Raw genomic sequence first — 18,880 nt, forward strand, 5'->3', positions numbered from 1 at the left:
GTCACGAGCCGCCTGCCATTTCCGGAGTTGAAGATGTCCCGCCCCGTGCCGAATCCCGGCATTCTCGATATTGCGCCCTACACGCCCGGCAAGACCCCGGTGGCTGAGCCGGGACGCAAGGTGTTCAAGCTCTCGGCCAACGAGACGCCGTTCGGGCCCTCGCCCAAGGCGATCGAGGCCTTCAAGCACGTGGCGACGCATCTCGAAGACTATCCCGAAGGGACCTCGCGCGTGCTGCGCGAGGCGATCGGGCGCTCTTTCGGGCTCGACCCCAATCGCATCATCTGCGGCGCCGGCTCGGACGAGATCCTCAATTTGCTCGCTCACACCTATCTCAGCCAGGGCGACGAGGCGATCTCGACCACGCACGGCTTCCTGGTCTACCCGATCGCGACGATGGCGGTCGGGGCCAAGAACGTGGTCGCGCAGGAGAAAAATCTCACCTGCGATGTCGAAGCGATTCTCGAGGCGGTGACGCCGCGCACAAAACTGGTCTGGCTCGCCAACCCCAACAATCCGACCGGCACCTATGTGCCGTTCGATGAGGTCAAGCGCCTGCGCGCCGGCCTGCCGTCGCACGTGCTGCTGGTGCTCGACGCCGCCTATTCCGATTACGTCTCGCGCAACGATTACGAGATGGGAATCGAGCTCGTCGCCACCACCGAGAACACGGTGGTGACGCACACCTTCTCCAAGATCCACGGCCTTGCCGCGCTGCGTGTGGGCTGGATGTTCGGGCCCGAGCACGTCATCGACGCGGTCAACCGCATCCGAGGTCCCTTCAACGTGTCGACACCGGCGATGTATGCCGCGATCGCCGCGATCGAGGACACCGCGCATCAGGCGATGTCGAAGCAGTTCACCGAGACCTGGCGCAACTGGCTCGCCGAGGAGATCGGCAAGCTCGGTCTGAAGGTGACGCCCGGCGTCGCCAATTTCGTGCTGATCCACTTCCCGGAAAAGGGCAAGACCTCGGACGAGGCCGACGCCTTCCTCACCAAGCGCGGCCTCGTGCTTCGCGGACTGAAGAACTACGGGCTGCCGCATTCGCTGCGCATGACCATCGGCACCGAGGAAGCCAACCGCCTCGTCGTCGAGGCCTTGCGCGAGTTCATGGCGGGCAAATGAGCGCTGATCCGCACTTCCAGCGCGTCGCGCTGATCGGCTTCGGCCTGATCGGCGGCTCGATCGCGCGCGCGGCGAAGCTCCAGGGCCTGGCGGCCGAGATCGTCACCACCGCACGCTCGGAGAAGACGCGCGCGCGGGTGATCGAACTCGGCATCGTCGACCAGGTCGTGGCGACCAATGCGGAAGCCGTGAAGGATGCCGATCTCGTCATCCTCTGCATTCCCGTCGGCGCCTGCGGGTCGGTGGCACAGGAGATCGCCGCGCACCTCAAGCCTGGTGCGATCGTCTCCGATGTCGGCTCGGTCAAGGGCGCGATCGTCCGGGACATGGCCCCGCATCTGCCGAAGACCATCCATTTCGTGCCAGCGCATCCCGTGGCAGGCACCGAGCATTCGGGACCTGACTCAGGCTTCGCCGAACTCTTCATCAATCGCTGGTGCATCCTCACCCCGCCGGAAGGCGTCGATGCGGCCGCGACCGATCGCCTGCGTGCGTTCTGGGCCGCGATGGGCGCCAAGGTCGAGGTCATGACGCCGGATCATCATGATCTCGTGCTCGCAATCACCAGCCATCTGCCGCATCTGATCGCCTACACCATCGTCGGCACCGCCGACGAATTGCAGCAGGTGACGGAATCCGAGGTCATCAAGTTCTCCGCCGGCGGATTTCGCGATTTCACCCGCATCGCGGCATCCGACCCGACGATGTGGCGCGACGTCTTTCTCGCCAACAAGGAAGCCGTGCTCGAGATGCTCGGCACCTTCACCGAGGACCTCGCCAAGCTCACCCGCGCGATCCGCCGCGGCGACGGCGAAGCGCTGTTCGACCATTTCACCCGCACCCGCGCGATCCGTCGCGGCATCGTCGAGATCGGCCAGGATTCGGCCGCGCCCGATTTCGGCCGGCCGCATGCGGCGTTGAAGAAGCCTTAGCTAGTACAGCGGCGGGATCTGGCCGACCTTGACCGGGCCGAGCAGCACGGCACCGTCGACGAACTTCAGCGGGAAGCTGCGGGCCTTCTTGCCTTCCAGCGTGCTCTCGGTGCCGATCGAATTGATGCCGGCGGCAACGCCGGCATTGGCGTTCTGCTTGATGACCTTGCCGAGGCCGGGGACGGCGCGGTCGAGCGCGCCGAACAGACTGTTGAGGTCCTGCGACTTGACGCCGGGCGCGACGCGGTCGAGCGTTGCCTGCGGCACGCCCTCTTCCAGCATCTTCTCGATGCCGAGCGCCGGGATCACGCGTTCGAGCCCCGTCACCGTCATCTGCAATTCGCCGTCGAGCCGGCCACTGGCCGAGAGGGCGAGCGTACCGGCTGCGACCGCAATCATCTCGCCCTGCTGGATGCGCGACTGCACGATCTCGATGTGCCCTCCGGCGGCCTGGATCTCGCGGAAGCGCTGCGGCCAGGGTTTTGGCGTGAGGTCCGTGAGCCCCGTAACCTTCGCGCGCGTGTCGGCTTCGAACGGCTCGGCAAGCAAGGGATGAACGCCCTGGATGCTGCCCTGCGCAACGTGCAGCACGGTCTCGATGACAGGGTGATCGGACGGCGATCCCTCGGCGAGACGGCCATGCAGCTCGATTTGCCTGGCGCGCGCGAGCGGCACCTGCACGTTGCCATCCAGCCGGTTGATGGTGGGATCGTCGAACACGATGGAGGCGCGGTCCGGCACGGCCGGCAGGCCGACCACGCTGCTGCGGCCCTTGCTCCAGTTCACCACGAAGGTGTTTTGCGTGACGCCATCGGTCAGCGTTGCTGGCGCCGAGAATTCGGCGATGACGCGCTTGGGGTCGTAGACCTGGGCGATGACCAGGATGTTGTCGAGCCTGGCCGTGAACGGAGTCTTGCTGGCGTTCTGCGACACCAGCGCGACGCTGGCGCCGGAGCACTGGACCTCGAAGCGGAACGGGAAGCCGGCGATCGAGCGCTTGGCGCAATCATAGATGCGGCCGGACTTGGCCTCCTGCGCGCGCCAGGCGTCGGCGGCGACTTCGGCCTGCGATGCCGCATAGAACCAGAAGCCGCTCCAGGCCACGGCGAGGATCAGGAGAAGAACGGGCGCGATGAAAAGGCCCCAACGGGGGCGGCGGCCTGCGGCTGCGGTCGTATCGGACATGCGGCGACCCTTTGACCCCAGATGATGGCAAATATAAGCGAGGCTGGCTTGCTCCGAAAGGCGGAGAATTCGCTTCGCTCGGGGGCGCGGTTCTGGTAGCCGTGCCCGAAATGTCGGAAATCACCCTCCCCTCCGTCACGACAGCCAAGGGCGACCTCTGGGTGTTCGGTTACGGCTCCCTGATGTGGCGGCCGGGCTTCGAATTCGAGGAGCGTGTTCCGGCGCGGCTGGTCGGTGAGCACCGCGCGCTCTGCGTCTATTCCTTCGTGCACCGCGGCACGCCGGAGAAGCCGGGCCTGGTGCTGGGGCTCGACCGCGGCGGCGCCTGCCGCGGCATTGCTTTCCGCGTCGCCGAGAAGGACCGCGCCGACGTGGTCGCCTATTTGCGGGCGCGCGAGCAGGTGACGTCAGTCTATCGCGAGGTGATGCGCTCGGTGTGGCTCGAGAACGACGCCCGGCAGCGCGTCTCCGCGCTCGCCTATGTCGTCGACCGCGGCCACGTGCAATACGCCGGGCGGCTGCCGCTCGCCGAGCAGCACCGCCACGTGCTCCAGGGTCACGGCCAGTCCGGCGCCAACCGCGACTACGTGACGGCGACGGTGAAAGCGATCGAGGCCGAAGGCTTTCGCGATGCGCAACTGCATCAGCTCGCGACGAGGCTGCACGCAGATGCGCATTCCCTGCCGGCTCCGCTCGAAGATCGAGAGAACCGCTAGCTCCCGGCGCCCCTGTAGCTCGGCGCGGAGCCGATGAGCTGCTCCTGCTCCTTCCGGCCGGCCTCGACGAGGCGGCCGGTCGCGCCTTCGATCGCCGCTTGCACCCGGGAGAGAAACTCGTCCTTCGGCAGGCCCGGCGGCAGCGGGTCGAGGAACTCCACCACCAGCGTGCCGGGATAGCGCATGAAGGTGCGGCGCGGCCAGAACAGGCCGGAATTGAGCGCGACCGGCAGGCACTGCACGCCGCAGGACGAGTAGATCTGCGCAAAGCCGGTCTTGTAGTCGGCCGGCGCGCCCGGCGCGCGGCGCGTGCCTTCCGGGAAGATCACCAGTTGGCGGCCGCCGCGCACCGCCTCGCGCGCCCGCCGTGTCATGTCCAGCAGCGCCTTGACGCCGGCCTTGCGGTCGATCGCGATCATTCCGATCTTGACCAGGAACTGGCCGAACACCGGAATCTGCATCAGCTGACGCTTGAGGATGAAGATCGGGTGGTCGAAGAACCCCGGCAGCACGAACGTCTCCCAGAACGACTGATGCTTGGCGACGACCACCAGCGGTCCTCGCGGGATCTTCTCGGTGCCGCGGAATTCCACCTTGATGTTGCAGACCACGCGCATCAGCAACAGCGTCGCCTTCGCCCACCATTCCGCGATCGTCAGCATGGCGCGCGGCGGCATCGCGAAGGTCGGCAGCGCCGCGATCGCGAGGCACACCAGCACGGCGTAGAACAGCACGTTGAAGACGAGCGAGCGCAGGAAAATCAGAAACATCGACGATCCGATCAATTGCCGATCAATTGGCCTGGGCGGTGGCGGGCCGCTTCGGCGCCACGCCCGGAGGCTGCTCCGACATCTCGGGCGAAAGGTCAATCCCGAAATCCTCGAGCCGCACCCTGAGCTCGGCCGCGATGTACTTGATGTATTCGGACAGGAGCAGCCGCAGCGTCGGGGCCGAGGTCCACCACGGCTCCTCGCGCCATCTGTCGCCGACCACCACGAACGGGATCAGATTCGTCTCCGGCATCGCATGCGAGAATTCCACCAGCGCGCGCGGCATGTGATAGTTCGAGGTGACCACGATCAGCGATCTGAAGCCGCGCCCCTCGGCCCAGCGCCGCGCCTCCGCCGCGTTGCCGCGGGTCGATACCGCGGTACGATCGAGATCGACGCAGCAATGCATGAAGGACTGGTTCTCCGGCAAGGTCCGCGATATGTCGCTCGCCGTCGAGGTCGGGTGCACGCCCGAGATCAGCAGCCGCTTGCCGTAACCGGCCGCCAGCAGCTCCATCGCGTCCGACACCCGGGAGGAGCCGCCGGTCAGGACCACGATGCCATCCGCCTTGCGGTTCGGCGCGATCTCCGCGCCGCGCAATTGCGACAGGAACGCGACGAAGCCCGCCGCCGCAGCGACGAAGGCCAACGCGATCGCCGACACCAACGCCGCGCGCAGCCAGCCGCGCGGCAGTTTCGGCGATCGATCGTCGGTCAGCGAGGTCATATGATATCGGTAATCCCTTCCCCGGATGATTTTAGGACGTTTTGAGGCGAAGTGGAGTCCGGTTTATCGGGCTCAATCGACATCATTCAGCGTCGCGAACAGCGTCTGACGAGAAGCAACCGCGGTGATGGCACCGATCAGCACCGCCTGCACCGCGAGCACGACGTACCCGGACGGCCGCAGCGAGAAGGTGCCCAGCAGCGCCGCAAACTGGTCACCGACCGGAGTGCCGGAGAACCAGCCGGCGATCGACTCGGAGAAGCCGAACACCAGCATGGCGGCCCCGCCGCCGATCACGCCGCCCTCCAGGCCCAACCGGAGGAAATGGCGCAGGAAACGGTTGGCGATGTAGCGGTCGCCGGCGCCGACGAAATGCAGCACCTCGACGATCGGACGGTTCGCCGCCATGGCGCCGCGGGTCGCGAACGACACCGAGATGATGGTCGCGACGATCACCAGCGCGAGGATGCCGATGCCGGCGAGCACGGTAGCATTGGTCATCGAGCGCATCCGCTCGATCCAGGCGCGGTGATCGTCGACGCTGGCACTCGGCGCGGCCTGCGTCACACGCGCGCGCAACGCGCCGAGGTCGAGCGGCGTGCCCGGCTGCACGCGCGCGATGATCATGCGCGGCACCGGCAAATCGTCCATCGACAATCCGGTGCCGAGCCAGGGCTCGAGCAGCTTGCCGCTTTCATCCCTGCTGAACGGCTTGACCTCGACGATGCCGGGCTGCGCGCGCATCGCCTCGGTTACCGCGGCGGTGTCGCGGTCGAGATCGCGGCTGGTCTGCGGGCGGACCTGGATGGTGATTTCGCTGGCGACATCCGACTGCCATTCGGCGGCGGATGCGCTGACCAGGAGCACCGTGCCCGTCGTCATCGACGCCAGGAAGGTCATGATGGCGACGACCGCGACCAGGGCGCGGCCGTGGATCGAGGCGCGCGGCACGATCGGCGACATGTTGCGCGCATTGGCCGGAAGCTGCGGGCGCTCCTGCCCGAGATCGACCAGCACGCCGCGCTCGTCGGTCCTATTCATAGACGTGCAGCCGTCCCTGATGCAGCACCAGCCGCCGCGCCTCGTACTGGTCCATCAGGCCGATGTCGTGGGTCGCGATGATGACGGCGGTGCCGGATTTGTTGAGCTCGATGAAGAGCCGCAGCAGGCGGCGCCCGAGCGTCGGATCGACGCTGCCGGTCGGCTCGTCCGCGAGCAGGAGCTGCGGCCGCGAGATCACCGCACGCGCGATCGCGGCGCGCTGCTTCTCGCCGCCGGACAGGATCGGCGGCAGCGCGTCCATGCGCTCGCCAAGCCCGACCCAGCGCAACAGGTCGATCACCTCCTTGCGATAGCTCGATTCGCTGCGGCCCATGACGCGGAACGGCAGCGCCACGTTCTCGTAGGTGGTCATGTGGTCGAGAAGGCGGAAATCCTGGAGCACGATGCCGATGCGCTTGCGCAGGTCGGCGATCTCGTCCTTGCCGAGCAGCGAGATGTCATGGCCGAACAGATTGACCAGGCCGCGTGTCGGCCGGTGCGACAGGAACAACAGGCGCAGCAGCGAGGTCTTGCCGGCGCCGGATGGGCCGGTGAGAAACTGGAACGAATGCGCCGGGATCTGGAAGCTGAGGTCGCGCAGGATCTCCGGCCCCAGACCGTAACGCAATCCGACATTTTCGAACCGAACCAAGCTCAGCTCCGTTCGAGAGGGGACGCGGCCCGCATTGCTGCGCTCCGCCATACGCAATCAACGGGTTTTGCGGCCGTTATGGTTTCCGGTTCGTTAACGGTCGCCCTGTAGCATCCAGGATGCCCCGCTCTCCTCGACCGGAGCATCGTCAAGACCAATCCAAGACCTCGTTGATGCATCAAGGCTCGTGTCCATGCATATCGTCTGCCCCCATTGTACGACATCCTACGCCATCAAGCTCGCGAGCCTGGGGACGAACGGCCGGACGGTCCGCTGCTCCCGCTGCAAGGAGACCTGGGTTGCCTATGCCGAGGATGCCATCGAGGAGGCGTCCGTCCCGGCCATGGCCACCGCCAGCCAGGCCGACGACCAGTCCGACCTCGCCGCGGAATGGAACTCCTACGCCAGGGACGACGGCGCCGCCGACACTCCGGTGGTCGACAGCCCCTCGATCGTTAGCGACTGGCCGGGCGAGGACGCCAAGGAGATCGAGGACGAATGGTCCGCGGCAGCCCGGGCTGCTGAAGAGGACGTCGCCGGCGCGCAGCACCAGTCCTGGTTCCGCGGCCTGTTCGGCCGCCGCGGTGCGCGGGTGAGCCGCCCGGTTGCCACCACGGCGCCGCGAAAATCCCATTTGGGCCTGCCGACCGCCTGCGCCGCCATGGGCGCGCTGGTGATCGCTCTGATGATCTGGCGCGGCGACATGGTCCGGCTGCTGCCGCAGACCGCGGCCTTCTACAGGATGGTCGGGTTCGACGTGAACCTGCGCGGGCTCGCCTTCAAGGACGTCAAGCTTTCCAGCGAGACCGTGGACGGTAAGCAGGTGCTGGTGATCGAGGGCGTGATCGTCGGCCAAAGCAAGAAGCCGCTCGATATCCCGCGGCTGCGATTTGCGGTGCGCGACGCGCAAGGCGCGGAAATCTACGCCTGGAATACCGTGCTGGAGCAGACCGTGCTGCAGCCGGGTGAGCGCGCCTTCTTCCGCTCCCGCTTGGCCTCGCCGCCGCCGGAGGGCCGCAATATCGACGTTCGCTTCTTCAACCGGCGCGACATCGCCGGCGGCAGCGTATAATCGATTTCGCAGGGCCCGCACGGCAGGTTGGTCCCAAGGTTGGTCTCGAGGTTGATCTCATGCCCAAAATCCTGATCGCCGACGACGAGGAGTCGATGCGCACGCTGGTGGCGCGCGCCATCGCCATGGACGGCCACGAGACCGTCACCGCGCAGGACGGCGCCGAGGCGCTGGAGATCCTGACCGGCGCAGACGGCGCGTTCGACCTCCTGCTCACCGACATCCAGATGCCCGTCATGGACGGCATCGCGCTGGCGCTCTCCGCCGCGCGCGATTTCCCCGACCTGACCATCCTGCTGATGACCGGCTTCGCCGATCAGCGCGAGCGCGCCTCGAACTTGAATGCGCTGGTTCATGACGTCGTGACCAAGCCGTTCTCGGTCGCCGACATCCGCACGGCGGTGGCCGACGCGCTGGCGGCGAAGAAGACGTAACGACTTCCGAATCGTAGCCCGCATGGAGCGAAGCGGAATGCGGGGAGTTCCGGGCGACAGCAGTCCCGGATTACGCTTGCGCTCCATCCGGGCTACCAGCGACCCTTAGAAATCCTTCAATAGCCGCTCGAGATAATCGAGCTCGAGCTGCGGGCGCGCGGGATCGCTCAGGCGGCGGCGGAGCTCTTCGAGGATGCGGCGCGCGCGCTGGGCGTCGATCTCACCGGGAATCTTGACCGTGTAGTCGTCGCTGTATTCCTTGCCGCGCAACGGCCGGCCCAGCGGATCGGTCCGTTCGCCTCCGCTCTGCTGGCGGCCCACAGCTTGACCGGGGCCGTCACCATCGCCCGGATCCTGGCCTTCGCCGTTCTGCTGCCCGCCAAGCGCGTCGGCGAGATCCTGCATGCCCTTGCGCAGGGCGTCGATGGCCTTGCCCTGCGACGTCGTCGCGCCGTCGGCATCGCCTTCGCCGATCTGATTGCCGGCGTCTCCCATGGCGTTCTCGGCAGCGTCGAAGCCGTCGTCGCCATCCTGATCACCGTCCTGACCCTGGCCTTGGCCCTGCTGACCTTGCTGGCCCTGCTGTCCCGGCTGCTTCTGCCCGCGCTGGCCCTTCTGACCATCCTGCTGGAGGCCCATCTCGGCGAGCTTCTTCTTGAGCGCTTCCAGCCGCTTCTTCAATTGCTCCTGCCGGCCCTGCGTGTCCTGCGACCCTTCGCGCGAGGCCGAGGGATCGTTCGGATCGGGATAGAGATATTTCTCCATGTCCCGGATGGCCTTGGACTGCTGGCCGACGCTCTCGTCCGAGTTCTTCTCCTTCAGGCTGTCGGCGGATTGCTTCATCGACCGCTCGGCGCTGTCGAGCAGCGCATCCAGACTTTTCTGGTCGGCGCGCGACGACTGGGCAAGGCCAATCGAAGTCGTGGAACAGGATAGTGCAAGGACGAGACAAGCCGTTGCGAGCTTTCCGCGCGCGGCCTTCCCGTTTTGCCGGATCGAGGTGTGTTTCATGAACTATCTCGCTCCCTGGGATTCACGCCAGGTCCTGAGCTCCTCGCGCAGGGATTCCTGCTGCCGTGCCAGGTCGTCCAGCTGATCGCTGGTCGCGCCGCGGGTCTTTTGCCGCAGCTCTCTCGATTTGCGCAGAATCTCGGCGACCTTGGGCGGCAAGGGCTTGGTGCGCGGACCGCGCTTGGAATCCTTGCTCTGCCGATCGGTCTCGTCCCGAAGCGTGTTCTGCTCGCGGAGCAGGTCGTTCAGCTCGCGCGCGATCTCGTCCATCTCTTTCTGCTCGGCGCTGAGCGGCCCCGGCGGATTCTCCAGGGCACGCGCCAGGCGATCCAGCTCGCGCGCGGCAGCTTCGCGGTTGCCGCGCTGGATCAGCCGCTCGATGCGTTTCATCTGGTCGTCGACGCCAATCGCCGGTCGCGCCAGCGGATTACTGCGCATCTGCTGGGCGTACTGGCGCATGTAATTGTCCAGCGCGGTCCGCAGATTGTCCATCAGCTTCTTGAGCTCTTCGTCGCTGGCGCCGCGCTGGAGCGCCTGCTTGAGCGCGTCCTGTGCCGCGCGCAACGCCTTGGCGACGTCGCTGGTATTGCCGTCCTCGATCGTCACCGCGAGCGCCCACAGGCTCGCCACGACCTCGCGCAAGGAATCGTCGGTGCGCGCCGCCTCGAGCTGGCGCGCGACGCTGTGGAGGCCGAGATACTGACCGGCTTCCGGCGTGAACATGTCGGGCGCGATCATCAGCGCGTCCAGCGCTGCATAGACGTCCGAATTCCTGTTGGCATCGAGCGCGAGGATGCGGCGCTGCTCGATCAGCGCACGGGCGAGCGGCTTGGTGAACAGCCGCCCCGGCAGGCGCATGTTGAAGGGCTCGCTTCTCGCCTCGTTGCCGGCCTCGTCCTTGGCGGTGAGCGTCAGCGTGACATCCGCGCCGGAATAGGGATCCTCGCTGAGATCTTTCACCGTCTGCCCGACGCCGTTGCGGGTCCGCGCATTGGGCAGGGTGAGCGCGAATTGCGGCGGCTGGAACAGGGGCCGCGCGGCCTTGCCGTCCACGTCTTTGGTTCCGTCCTTGTCGTCGGCTGCGCGCGGAATGAATTGCGCCGCAGCGCCAGTGACGCCGTAATCGTCCTCGATCTTGTAGGAGAGCTGCAACGCGCCGTAGGCCTGGCGCTCGGGATCCTTGGCGAGCGCGATCGTCGGCGCGCGATCCGGCGTCGCCGTGAAGGTCCATTGCGGCTGGCCCGAGGGCGCGCGGACATGCGCGCTGCCGTCGCCTGCGATGGTGAAATGCTTCTCGTTGGTGCCGTTCGGCGCGGCCTCCGTCGGCGCGACCTCCTTGAGGCCGCCGGACGTGGCGACATCCAGATTGCCGCCGGAGGAGCGCACAATCAGGGTCGAGCCGGCGGGAACCGCGAGCGGACCGCTGGCAGGCAGCGCCGCCGCCTCCTTGCTGGCGGCCGACAGGATGATCGGCGGCTTGCCGGTATAGAGCGGCGGGGTGACCCAGGCATCGACGCGAACGTTGGTCGGCGCCAGCACGCCCTTCCAGTCGAACGCGGCACCGAGCCGCATCGCGCGCTCGTCGCCGGCGGCGAAGAAGGTCGCAACCAGCATCACCATGACCAGCGCGCGCAACGCCCGGGGATCGTGCAGCGCGAGGCGTGGATGCGGCAGACCGGCACGGATGCGCTTGAGCGAAGCCAGCGTGCGCTCGCGCTGCGCCTGCCACAGCGCCAGCGCGACCGGATCCTTCGAGCTCAGCGTGTCCGTGAGCGTCGTGGCCGGGCGGTGACGGATGCCGGAGCCACGGTCGAGCCGACTCAGTGCCTCATCGCGGCCCGGCCAGCGGAAACGAATCAACGGAACCAGCGCGGCGATGGCGATGGCGGCAAAGGCGACGAGACCGATGGCACGAAGGATCGACGGCAGCACCAGCCAGAGACCGGCCCACGACACCACCAGGAACAGGCCGACAACAGTCAGCACCCGGGCCAGATGCGGCCAGGCACGTTCCCACGCGATGGCATAAATGGCCCGATCGAGGGCCTGCGCCAGCTTCAGCCGCGACAGAGCGTCGCCATCACGGATCGGGTCTGACGGGTCGGGGGTGACGCCGTTCAATCAACTCTCCAGGTTGCCCTGCAGCAAAGCCTACCACAACGGCAGCACTGAGGCATCCATTCCTGTGCGGGAGAACCCCCTTTTCCCGCATAACACGAGGACGTGACTGGCCTGCCGCAACCCCGTAATTTCCGCGCCGCCATCCCCGAAGAAGAGATGATGAAAACGCCATGGACCAGAAGATGCACGACAAGGGCCTGGAAGTCCGCAAAGCGGTGCTGGGCGAGGCCTATGTCAACAACACCCTGAAGACCATCGACGACTTCAACCGCCCGTTCCAGGAGATGCTCAACGAATATTGCTGGGGCACCGTATGGGGCCGCGAAGAGCTGCCGCGCAAGACCCGCAGCATGCTCAACATCGCGATGATCGCGATCCTCAACCGCCAGCACGAGTTTCGCGCGCATCTGAAGGGGGCGCTGACCAACGGCGTCAGCCGCGACGAGATCCGCGAGATCCTGATGCAGGTCGCGATCTATGGCGGCATGCCGGCCGCGGTCGACAGTTTTCGGATCGCGCGCGAGGTGTTCGCGGAGATCGACGGCAAGGCGTGAGGGGTACGCCAACCTCCGCTGTCGTCCCGGACAAGCGGAGCGACGGGCAGCGCGTAGCGCTGTCCCATGGCGGAGCGCAGATCCGGGACCCAGCCATAGGCAGGTATGGTTGCGGGGACTCGGATCTACCCTCGCGCGCCAGGACTTTTCCCTGGGGTTATGGGTCCCGGATCTGCGCGCGCTTGGGGCGCGCTTGTCCGGGACGACACTGAGGGTGGGGCGCACGTCCTCACCCGCGATGACAATGAAGCAACAAATACAAGGAAACACCATGGACATCGGATTCATCGGCCTCGGAAACATGGGTTTCCCAATGGCGCGGCGGCTGATCGAGGCCGGACACAAGCTCGTCGTGTTCGACACGCGCCAAGAGGTCGTCGACAAGCTCATGGCGCGCGGCGCCAGCGCTGCGACATCGCCAAAGGACGTCGCAGGCCGGGTCGAAACCGTCATGGCGAGCCTGCCGTCGCTGCAGGCTTCGCTTGAAGTTGCCACGGGAGCGAACGGCGTGATCGAGGGGAGCCGCGTAAAGCGCTTCATCGATCTCTCCACCGTCGGCTCGGCAATGGCCTCGAAGATTCATGGCCTATTGGCAAAACGCGGCATCGTGCAGATCGACTGCCCCGTCTCCGGTGGCGTCGGCGGCGCCGAGAAGGGCACGCTGGCGGTGATGGTGTCGGGGCCGAAGGCGGAGTTCGAGCTGCTCAAGCCGGCGCTCGATGTGATCGGAAAGGTTTTCTTCATCGGCGAGAAGCCCGGCGCGGCGCAGACCATGAAGCTCGCCAACAATTTCCTGTCGGCGACTGCGATCGTGGCGACGTCGGAAGCGGTGGTGATGGGCGTGAAGGCCGGGCTCGATCCCGCCGTGATGATCGACGTCATCAATGCCGGCTCGGGCATGAACACCGCGAGCCGGGACAAGTTTCCGCGCGCGGTGCTGCCGCGCACCTTCGACTTCGGCTTCGCCACGGGACTGATGGTGAAGGACGTACGGCTGGCGCTGGAGGAGATGAAACAGCTCGGCCTGTCCATGGAGGTTGCGGACGCAGTCGGGCGCCTGTGGGAGACCGTGATCAGCGCGGAGGGCGCCGAGTCTGATTTCACCGCGGCGATCAAGCCGATCGAGAAGAAGGCGGGGGTCGTGGTTGGCGGCGCGAAGGGCGGATCGGCGGGGAAGTAGCGCCACTTTCTCCGCTGTCGTCCCGGACAAGCGAAGCGCAGATCCGGATCCATAGCCACAGGATGCTCTTTGGCGAAGACCCGGAGTTACCAACTTCGCGCTACAACCACTCCCTGGGGTTATGGGTCCCCGCATCCGCGGGGACGACAGCGAATATGAGGCGGGTATGTACCGCCCTCACCCCCTCACAGCCAGGGCGCCGGCGTGTCCATCGCAATCAGCTGCTCGACCTCGATGCGCGGGCGCACCACGGCGTATTGATCGCCCTTCACCAGCACTTCGGGCACCAGCGGCCGCGTGTTGTAGGTGCCGGCCTGCACCGCGCCATAGGCGCCCGCGGTCATGATGGCGATGAGATCGCCCGGCTTCGGTGCCGGCAGCGTGCGATCCAATGCGAGATAGTCGCCGGTCTCGCAGACCGGGCCGACAACGTCGGCCGTCATGGTGGCCGCGCCCTTGGCCGGCTGCGTCACCGGCAGGATGTCGTGATGGGCCTCATACAGCGTCGGGCGGATCAGGTCGTTCATGGCGGCATCGATGATGACGAAATTCTTGCCGTCGCCCTGCTTCACATAGATCACCTTGGCGACGAGAATGCCGGCATTGCCGACGATCATGCGGCCCGGCTCGAACATCAGCGTGCAGCCGAGATTGTGGCTGACGCGCCTGACCATGGCGGCATAGGCATCGGGCGCCGGCGGCGCCTCGCGGTCCATGTAATAGGGAATGCCGAGGCCGCCGCCGAAATCGACGTGCGAGATGTTGTGGCCATCGGCACGCAGCGTCTGCACGAACTCGGAGAGGATGCGGAACGCGGTCTCCATCTTGGAGAGATCGGTGATCTGGCTGCCGATATGCACGTCGGTGCCGGTCACCTCGATTCCCGGCAGTTTCGCCGCGCGCGCATAGACCTCGCGGGCATAGGCGATCGGAATGCCGAACTTGTTCTCGGATTTGCCGGTCGAGATTTTTGCGTGCGTGCCGGCGTCGACATCGGGATTGACGCGCACGGAGATGCGCGCCGTCTTGCCCATCTCGGTTGCAACGCGCGACAGCAGCTCGAGCTCGGGCTCGGATTCGACGTTGAGGCAGAGAATGTCGGCGGCAAGCGCGGCACGCAGCTCGTCTTCCGTCTTGCCGACGCCGGAGAACAGGATCTTGCTTGCCGGGATACCGGCGGCCAACGCGCGCTTCAACTCGCCACCGGAGACCACGTCGGCGCCGGCGCCGAGCCTCGCCAGCGTGCGCAGCACCGACTGGTTGGAGTTCGCCTTCATGGCGTAGCAGACCAGCACCTTCTCGCCGGCGAAGGCCTCAGTGAAGACGCGGTAGTGACGCTCGAGCGTCGCGGTCGAATAGCAATAGAACGGCGTGCCGACGGTTGCAGCCAGCTCGGACAGGTTCACCGCCTCGGCGTGCAGCACGCCGTTGCGATAGTCGAAATGGTTCATGGCGTTGGCTCAGTTGCCCCAGCCTATCGGCTGGGTCTTTCGTCCAGGAGCGGGTCGAGGATAAACGATTTCTTCTTGCCCTTGGTCGCGGCAGGCTCCGCATCCGCACCATAGGTGGGATTGAACACGCTCGGCGTCCTCTGGGCTTCGGTCTCGGTGTCGGTCGGCCCGGCGGCGTTGGCCGTCGGCGCGCCGGAGGCGGTCGGCGGCAGATCGAGCGGACCTTTGCGGCCGCAGCCGGCAAGCGCGAGCGCGGTCAGGCTCAAGACAATGATGGCCCACCCCGAGCCGGCCGGGCGAAACTTTGACGTCACGACGAAATCCCCACTACGCGGGGCGCACCATACAGAGGTTGGCGCGCTCTGGCGAGAGCCGGATGACCATGAAACATAAGCGAAATTTTGCCCTCAGCCCAATTTTCGCTCTTTTTCCAGCCGCTTCACCCAGGCCTTGGCCTGCGATGCCACGTTCTTCGGCGCGGTGCCGCCGAAACTGGTCCGGCTCTTCACCGACGATTCGACCGAGAGCACGCCGAGCACGTCCTTGGTAATCTTCGGCTCGATCGCCTGCATCTCCCTCAGCGGCAACTCGTGCAGCGCCACGCCGCTCTCGGCGGCCTTGGCGACGATGCGGCCGGTGACGTGGTGGGCATCGCGGAACGGCATCTTCAAGGTCCGCACCAGCCAGTCGGCGAGATCGGTCGCAGTGGCGTAGCCCTCGCCCGCGGCGGCCTTCATCCTGGCTTCGTCGGGGACGAGATCGCGGACCATGCCGGTCATGGCGCGGATCGCCAGCGACAGCGCAGCGAAGCCCTCCATGGCGCCCTGCTTGTCCTCCTGCATGTCCTTTTGATAGGCCAGCGGCAGGCCCTTCATCACGATCAGGAGGCCATTGAGCGCGCCGATGACGCGGCCGGTCTTGGCCCGCACCAGCTCGGCGGCATCCGGATTGCGCTTCTGCGGCATGATCGAGGATCCGGTGGTGAACTTGTCGCTGAGGCGGATCAGGCCCACCAGCGGCGAGGTCCAGATCACGATCTCCTCGGCAAAGCGCGACATGTGCACGGCGCAGATCGAGGCCGCCGACAGCGTCTCCAGCACGAAGTCGCGGTCGGAGACCGCGTCGAGCGAGTTCGCCATCGGGCGGTCGAAACCAAGCGCCTTCGCGGTGGCGTGACGGTCGATCGGAAACGAGGTGCCGGCGAGCGCGGCGGCACCGAGCGGCGACTCGTTGAGCCGCTTGCGCGCGTCCTGGAAACGGCCGCGGTCGCGCGCGGCCATCTCGACATAGGCGAGCAGGTGGTGGCCGAAGGTCACCGGCTGCGCGGTCTGCAGATGCGTGAAGCCGGGCATCACGGTCGCCGCATGTTCGAGCGCGCGATTGACCAGTGCGGCCTGGAACGTGGCGAGCGCGGCGTCGGTTTCATCGAGGATATCGCGGACGTAGAGACGGAAATCGGTCGCGACCTGGTCGTTGCGCGAGCGCGCGGTGTGCAGCCGGCCGGCGGCGGGGCCGATCAGCTCGGACAGGCGGCTTTCGACGTTCATATGGATATCTTCGAGCGCGCGCTTGAACGTGAAGCCGCCCTTGCCGATCTCTGACAAAATCGTGTCTAGACCCTTGCCGATATTTTTCGCATCAGAGGCCGTGATGATGCCCTGGCTGGCGAGCATCGCGGCGTGGGCCTTGGACGCGGCAATGTCCTGGGCAAAGAGATGACGATCGACGTCGATGGAGACGTTGATCTCTTCCATGATCTCATCGGGACGTTCCGAGAACCGGCCGCCCCACATCTTGTTGCTCATGATCCCCTGCTCACGCCTTGCCTTGCCGCTAGCCATGTTTGCTGGCCGGAGCCAGCCGTATTAAGAGGCTCCTGATAGCCATATCTGCGACCGGATGACAAACGATATGCTCGACCAGAAGCCCTCGGCCACGCGCCGGATCCCCCTCGTCATCGCCACCGTGGCGATCGGCGGGCTGGCCGGCTTCGCCGCGCTGTACGGGTTGGGCCTGAGCCGGGCTCCTTCCGGCGATCCGACCTGCAAGGCGGCGGTGGCCACCGCGCAGAAAATCGCCCCGCTCGCCCATGGCGAGGTGGCCGCCCTGACGATGGCGAGCGCGCCCCTGAAGCTGCCCGACCTCGTTTTCGAGGACGCCGACGGCAAGCCGAAGAAACTGTCCGATTTCCGCGGCAAGACGCTGCTGGTGAACCTCTGGGCCACCTGGTGCGTGCCCTGCCGGAAGGAGATGCCGGCGCTGGACGAGCTCCAGGGCAAGCTGTCGGGCCCGAATTTCGAGGTGGTGGCGATCAATATCGACACGCGCGACCCCGAAAAGCCCAAGACGTTCCTGAAAGAGGCCAATCTGACCCGGCTCGGCTATTTCAACGACCAGAAAGCCAAGGTTTTCCAGGATCTTAAAGCGATAGGCCGGGCCCTGGGCATGCCGACCTCGGTGCTGGTCGACCCGCAGGGCTGCGAGATCGCGACGATCGCGGGGCCGGCGGAGTGGGCGAGCGAGGACGCGCTCAAGCTGATCCGGGCTGCGACGGGCAAGGCCGCCGCGTCGCTCTAGGCGGTGATGTTTGTTTTAGGCTGTGACGTTGAGGTTGCCGCCGACCCCGGCGCCGACATTGGCGAGCGAGGGCTGTCCAGCGCCGAGCAGCGTCAGGACGGTGGATTTCTCCATATCCGCGTTCTGCTTCATCAGCGTCGCCGAGATATTCGACTGCAGCGCGCCTTGCTGAGCGGCCAGCATGGTGCTGACCATCGCCATCATGTCCATTACGCGAACCCAATTTACGGGCGGCAGACTACGGGCGATCGGTTAACGCGACATGAATTGCCACGAGGCGGATGGGATTAGCGCGTCGGAACCGGCTTGGCGCCGCGGTAGTCGTAGAAGCCGCGCTGGGTCTTGCGGCCGAGCCAGCCGGCCTCGACGTATTTCACCAGCAGCGGGCACGGACGGTACTTGGAGTCGGCGAGGCCTTCGTGCAGCACCTGCATGATCGACAGGCAGGTATCGAGACCGATGAAATCGGCAAGCTCGAGCGGGCCCATCGGATGGTGTGCGCCGAGCTTCATGGCGGCATCGATCGCCTCGACGTTGCCGACGCCTTCGTACAGCGTGTAGATCGCCTCGTTGATCATCGGCAGCAGGATGCGGTTGACGATGAAGGCCGGGAAATCCTCGGAGACCGCGACCTGCTTGCCGAGCTTGGCGACGAATTCCTTCGACGCCTCGAATGTCGAATCGTCGGTGGCAATGCCACGGATCAGCTCCACCAGCTCCATCAGCGGCACCGGATTCATGAAGTGAATGCCGATGAAGCGCTCGGGCCGGTCGGTGGCGGCGGCAAGGCGGGTGATTGAGATCGACGACGTGTCGGAGGCCACGATCGCCTCCGGCTTCAACACCGCGCAGAGCTCGTGAAAGATCTTGCGCTTGACCTCTTCCTTCTCGACCGCGGTCTCGATCACGAGGTCGCAGTCAGCGAGGTCGTCGAGCTTCTCGGCGAGCTTGATGCGCGCCATCGCCTTGGCCTTGTCGTCCTCGCTGACGGCCCTCTTGGAGACCTGGCGCGCCAGATTGCCGTTGATCGTGGCCATGCCCGACTTGAGGCGGTCGGCCGAGATGTCGTTGAGCACCACGTCGAAGCCGGCGAGAGCCGCGACATGCGCGATGCCATTGCCCATCTGCCCCGCGCCGATCACGCCGACCTTCTTGATCACTGCCGCCATCATGTCATCCACCGGAACGGCGCGCTTAACGCGCCCTGCCTATCCCCAAAGCCGGGAGTCCTGATTTAATCAGAACCTTGGCTCGAAACCTAGATTGGATCGCTTCCCCGGCGTGCCCCACGCCAAAGAAAACGCCGCAAAAAAGCAACACCGGCCGGAG

Annotated in this window: 20 protein-coding genes; 8 read left to right on the forward strand and 12 right to left on the reverse strand. The window is 66.0% G+C overall.

Features of this window, described 5'->3' with window-relative positions:
* Positions 1–33 precede the first annotated feature (33 nt).
* Positions 34–1,128, forward strand: coding sequence for a histidinol-phosphate transaminase (hisC, locus tag QSV46_RS16530; protein ID WP_314952970.1), 1,095 nt, complete (start codon positions 34–36; stop codon positions 1,126–1,128).
* Positions 1,125–2,060, forward strand: a complete 936-nt coding sequence (locus QSV46_RS16535; RefSeq protein ID WP_314952971.1) for a prephenate/arogenate dehydrogenase family protein — start codon at positions 1,125–1,127, stop codon at positions 2,058–2,060. Before hisC ends, QSV46_RS16535 begins: the two co-directional genes overlap by 4 nt.
* Here QSV46_RS16535 and QSV46_RS16540 read toward each other — a convergent pair whose 3' ends face one another.
* The gene (locus QSV46_RS16540; RefSeq protein WP_314952972.1) at positions 2,061–3,245 is read right to left on the reverse strand and encodes a DUF2125 domain-containing protein; all 1,185 of its coding nucleotides are present in this window, start codon (positions 3,243–3,245) and stop codon (positions 2,061–2,063) included.
* A 110-nt stretch (positions 3,246–3,355) separates the two neighbouring features.
* On the opposite strand from QSV46_RS16540, the gene QSV46_RS16545 reads away from it, so the two are divergent.
* Positions 3,356–3,961: a gamma-glutamylcyclotransferase gene (locus QSV46_RS16545; protein ID WP_314952973.1), complete on the forward strand. Its 606-nt coding sequence runs from the start codon at positions 3,356–3,358 to the stop codon at positions 3,959–3,961.
* Here the strand turns inward: QSV46_RS16545 and QSV46_RS16550 are convergent.
* The 4 genes from QSV46_RS16550 to ftsE all read right to left on the reverse strand — a co-directional run bounded on the left by QSV46_RS16550 (position 3,958) and on the right by ftsE (position 7,151).
* Positions 3,958–4,731: a lysophospholipid acyltransferase family protein gene (locus QSV46_RS16550; RefSeq protein ID WP_314952974.1), complete on the reverse strand. Its 774-nt coding sequence runs from the start codon at positions 4,729–4,731 to the stop codon at positions 3,958–3,960. The genes QSV46_RS16545 and QSV46_RS16550 overlap by 4 nt on opposite strands.
* Positions 4,732–4,753: 22 nt before the next feature.
* Entirely contained in the window at positions 4,754–5,458 is a 705-nt protein-coding gene (locus tag QSV46_RS16555) for a YdcF family protein (protein WP_314952975.1), read from the reverse strand.
* 72 nt (positions 5,459–5,530) lie between these two features.
* On the reverse strand, positions 5,531–6,499 hold the full coding sequence (locus QSV46_RS16560; protein WP_314952976.1) for an ABC transporter permease: 969 nt from the start codon (positions 6,497–6,499) through the stop codon (positions 5,531–5,533).
* Positions 6,492–7,151: a cell division ATP-binding protein FtsE gene (gene ftsE, locus QSV46_RS16565; protein WP_254098964.1), complete on the reverse strand. Its 660-nt coding sequence runs from the start codon at positions 7,149–7,151 to the stop codon at positions 6,492–6,494. Before ftsE ends, QSV46_RS16560 begins: the two co-directional genes overlap by 8 nt.
* Before the next feature lie 193 nt (positions 7,152–7,344).
* Between ftsE and QSV46_RS16570 the strand changes: the two genes are divergently transcribed.
* Both QSV46_RS16570 and QSV46_RS16575 read left to right on the forward strand, forming a co-directional pair.
* Complete coding sequence (locus QSV46_RS16570; protein ID WP_314952977.1) at positions 7,345–8,223, forward strand: MJ0042-type zinc finger domain-containing protein; 879 nt, start codon at positions 7,345–7,347, stop codon at positions 8,221–8,223.
* A 59-nt stretch (positions 8,224–8,282) separates the two neighbouring features.
* A complete protein-coding gene (locus QSV46_RS16575) occupies positions 8,283–8,657 on the forward strand; it encodes a response regulator (protein ID WP_314952978.1) in 375 nt (124 codons plus the stop codon).
* 105 nt (positions 8,658–8,762) lie between these two features.
* Here the strand turns inward: QSV46_RS16575 and QSV46_RS16580 are convergent, their stop codons facing one another.
* Together QSV46_RS16580 and QSV46_RS16585 are read right to left on the reverse strand one after the other, a co-directional pair.
* Positions 8,763–9,668, reverse strand: coding sequence for a DUF4175 family protein (locus QSV46_RS16580; RefSeq protein ID WP_314952979.1), 906 nt, complete (start codon positions 9,666–9,668; stop codon positions 8,763–8,765).
* A gap of 3 nt (positions 9,669–9,671) precedes the next feature.
* Complete coding sequence (locus QSV46_RS16585; RefSeq protein WP_314952980.1) at positions 9,672–11,789, reverse strand: TIGR02302 family protein; 2,118 nt, start codon at positions 11,787–11,789, stop codon at positions 9,672–9,674.
* Positions 11,790–11,959: 170 nt separating this feature from the next.
* Between QSV46_RS16585 and QSV46_RS16590 the strand changes: the two genes are divergently transcribed.
* Together QSV46_RS16590 and QSV46_RS16595 are read left to right on the forward strand one after the other, a co-directional pair.
* Positions 11,960–12,343 carry a carboxymuconolactone decarboxylase family protein gene (locus QSV46_RS16590; RefSeq protein WP_314952981.1) on the forward strand — a complete coding sequence of 128 codons (384 nt, stop codon included), beginning with the start codon at positions 11,960–11,962 and terminating at the stop codon, positions 12,341–12,343.
* A gap of 271 nt (positions 12,344–12,614) precedes the next feature.
* The gene (locus QSV46_RS16595) at positions 12,615–13,523 is read left to right on the forward strand and encodes an NAD(P)-dependent oxidoreductase (protein ID WP_314952982.1); all 909 of its coding nucleotides are present in this window, start codon (positions 12,615–12,617) and stop codon (positions 13,521–13,523) included.
* 185 nt (positions 13,524–13,708) lie between these two features.
* Here the strand turns inward: QSV46_RS16595 and lysA are convergent, their stop codons facing one another.
* The 3 genes from lysA to argH all read right to left on the reverse strand — a co-directional run bounded on the left by lysA (position 13,709) and on the right by argH (position 16,779).
* Positions 13,709–14,974, reverse strand: coding sequence for a diaminopimelate decarboxylase (gene lysA, locus QSV46_RS16600; protein WP_314952983.1), 1,266 nt, complete (start codon positions 14,972–14,974; stop codon positions 13,709–13,711).
* Positions 14,975–14,997: 23 nt separating this feature from the next.
* Complete coding sequence (lptM, locus tag QSV46_RS16605) at positions 14,998–15,288, reverse strand: LPS translocon maturation chaperone LptM (protein WP_314952984.1); 291 nt, start codon at positions 15,286–15,288, stop codon at positions 14,998–15,000.
* 93 nt (positions 15,289–15,381) lie between these two features.
* The gene (argH, locus tag QSV46_RS16610) at positions 15,382–16,779 is read right to left on the reverse strand and encodes an argininosuccinate lyase (protein ID WP_314952985.1); all 1,398 of its coding nucleotides are present in this window, start codon (positions 16,777–16,779) and stop codon (positions 15,382–15,384) included.
* 106 nt (positions 16,780–16,885) lie between these two features.
* Between argH and tlpA the strand changes: the two genes are divergently transcribed.
* Entirely contained in the window at positions 16,886–17,551 is a 666-nt protein-coding gene (gene tlpA, locus QSV46_RS16615) for a thiol:disulfide interchange protein TlpA (RefSeq protein ID WP_314952986.1), read from the forward strand.
* A gap of 15 nt (positions 17,552–17,566) precedes the next feature.
* Here tlpA and QSV46_RS16620 read toward each other — a convergent pair whose 3' ends face one another.
* The gene (locus QSV46_RS16620; protein WP_015688853.1) at positions 17,567–17,761 is read right to left on the reverse strand and encodes a hypothetical protein; all 195 of its coding nucleotides are present in this window, start codon (positions 17,759–17,761) and stop codon (positions 17,567–17,569) included.
* 77 nt (positions 17,762–17,838) lie between these two features.
* On the reverse strand, positions 17,839–18,720 hold the full coding sequence (locus tag QSV46_RS16625; protein ID WP_314953362.1) for a 3-hydroxybutyryl-CoA dehydrogenase: 882 nt from the start codon (positions 18,718–18,720) through the stop codon (positions 17,839–17,841).
* Between the last annotated feature and the right edge of the window lie 160 nt (positions 18,721–18,880).

The organism is Bradyrhizobium cosmicum (assembly GCF_032290525.1).
Lineage (GTDB): Bacteria > Pseudomonadota > Alphaproteobacteria > Rhizobiales > Xanthobacteraceae > Bradyrhizobium > Bradyrhizobium cosmicum_A.

Excerpts from the sequence above, each read along its gene's own strand:
- QSV46_RS16625 (WP_314953362.1), bottom strand. The coding sequence starts at position 18,720 with ATGGCGGCAGTGATCAAGAAGGTCGGCGTGATCGGCGCGGGGCAGATG.
- QSV46_RS16560 (WP_314952976.1), bottom strand. The coding sequence starts at position 6,499 with ATGAATAGGACCGACGAGCGCGGCGTGCTGGTCGATCTCGGGCAGGAG.
- QSV46_RS16545 (WP_314952973.1), top strand. The coding sequence starts at position 3,356 with ATGTCGGAAATCACCCTCCCCTCCGTCACGACAGCCAAGGGCGACCTC.
- QSV46_RS16540 (WP_314952972.1), bottom strand. The coding sequence starts at position 3,245 with ATGTCCGATACGACCGCAGCCGCAGGCCGCCGCCCCCGTTGGGGCCTT.
- hisC (WP_314952970.1), top strand. The coding sequence starts at position 34 with ATGTCCCGCCCCGTGCCGAATCCCGGCATTCTCGATATTGCGCCCTAC.
- QSV46_RS16580 (WP_314952979.1), bottom strand. The coding sequence starts at position 9,668 with ATGAAACACACCTCGATCCGGCAAAACGGGAAGGCCGCGCGCGGAAAG.
- QSV46_RS16620 (WP_015688853.1), bottom strand. The coding sequence starts at position 17,761 with ATGGACATGATGGCGATGGTCAGCACCATGCTGGCCGCTCAGCAAGGC.
- QSV46_RS16590 (WP_314952981.1), top strand. The coding sequence starts at position 11,960 with ATGGACCAGAAGATGCACGACAAGGGCCTGGAAGTCCGCAAAGCGGTG.
- tlpA (WP_314952986.1), top strand. The coding sequence starts at position 16,886 with ATGCTCGACCAGAAGCCCTCGGCCACGCGCCGGATCCCCCTCGTCATC.
- lysA (WP_314952983.1), bottom strand. The coding sequence starts at position 14,974 with ATGAACCATTTCGACTATCGCAACGGCGTGCTGCACGCCGAGGCGGTG.
- QSV46_RS16555 (WP_314952975.1), bottom strand. The coding sequence starts at position 5,458 with ATGACCTCGCTGACCGACGATCGATCGCCGAAACTGCCGCGCGGCTGG.
- QSV46_RS16570 (WP_314952977.1), top strand. The coding sequence starts at position 7,345 with ATGCATATCGTCTGCCCCCATTGTACGACATCCTACGCCATCAAGCTC.
- QSV46_RS16575 (WP_314952978.1), top strand. The coding sequence starts at position 8,283 with ATGCCCAAAATCCTGATCGCCGACGACGAGGAGTCGATGCGCACGCTG.
- argH (WP_314952985.1), bottom strand. The coding sequence starts at position 16,779 with ATGAGCAACAAGATGTGGGGCGGCCGGTTCTCGGAACGTCCCGATGAG.
- QSV46_RS16595 (WP_314952982.1), top strand. The coding sequence starts at position 12,615 with ATGGACATCGGATTCATCGGCCTCGGAAACATGGGTTTCCCAATGGCG.
- QSV46_RS16535 (WP_314952971.1), top strand. The coding sequence starts at position 1,125 with ATGAGCGCTGATCCGCACTTCCAGCGCGTCGCGCTGATCGGCTTCGGC.
- QSV46_RS16550 (WP_314952974.1), bottom strand. The coding sequence starts at position 4,731 with ATGTTTCTGATTTTCCTGCGCTCGCTCGTCTTCAACGTGCTGTTCTAC.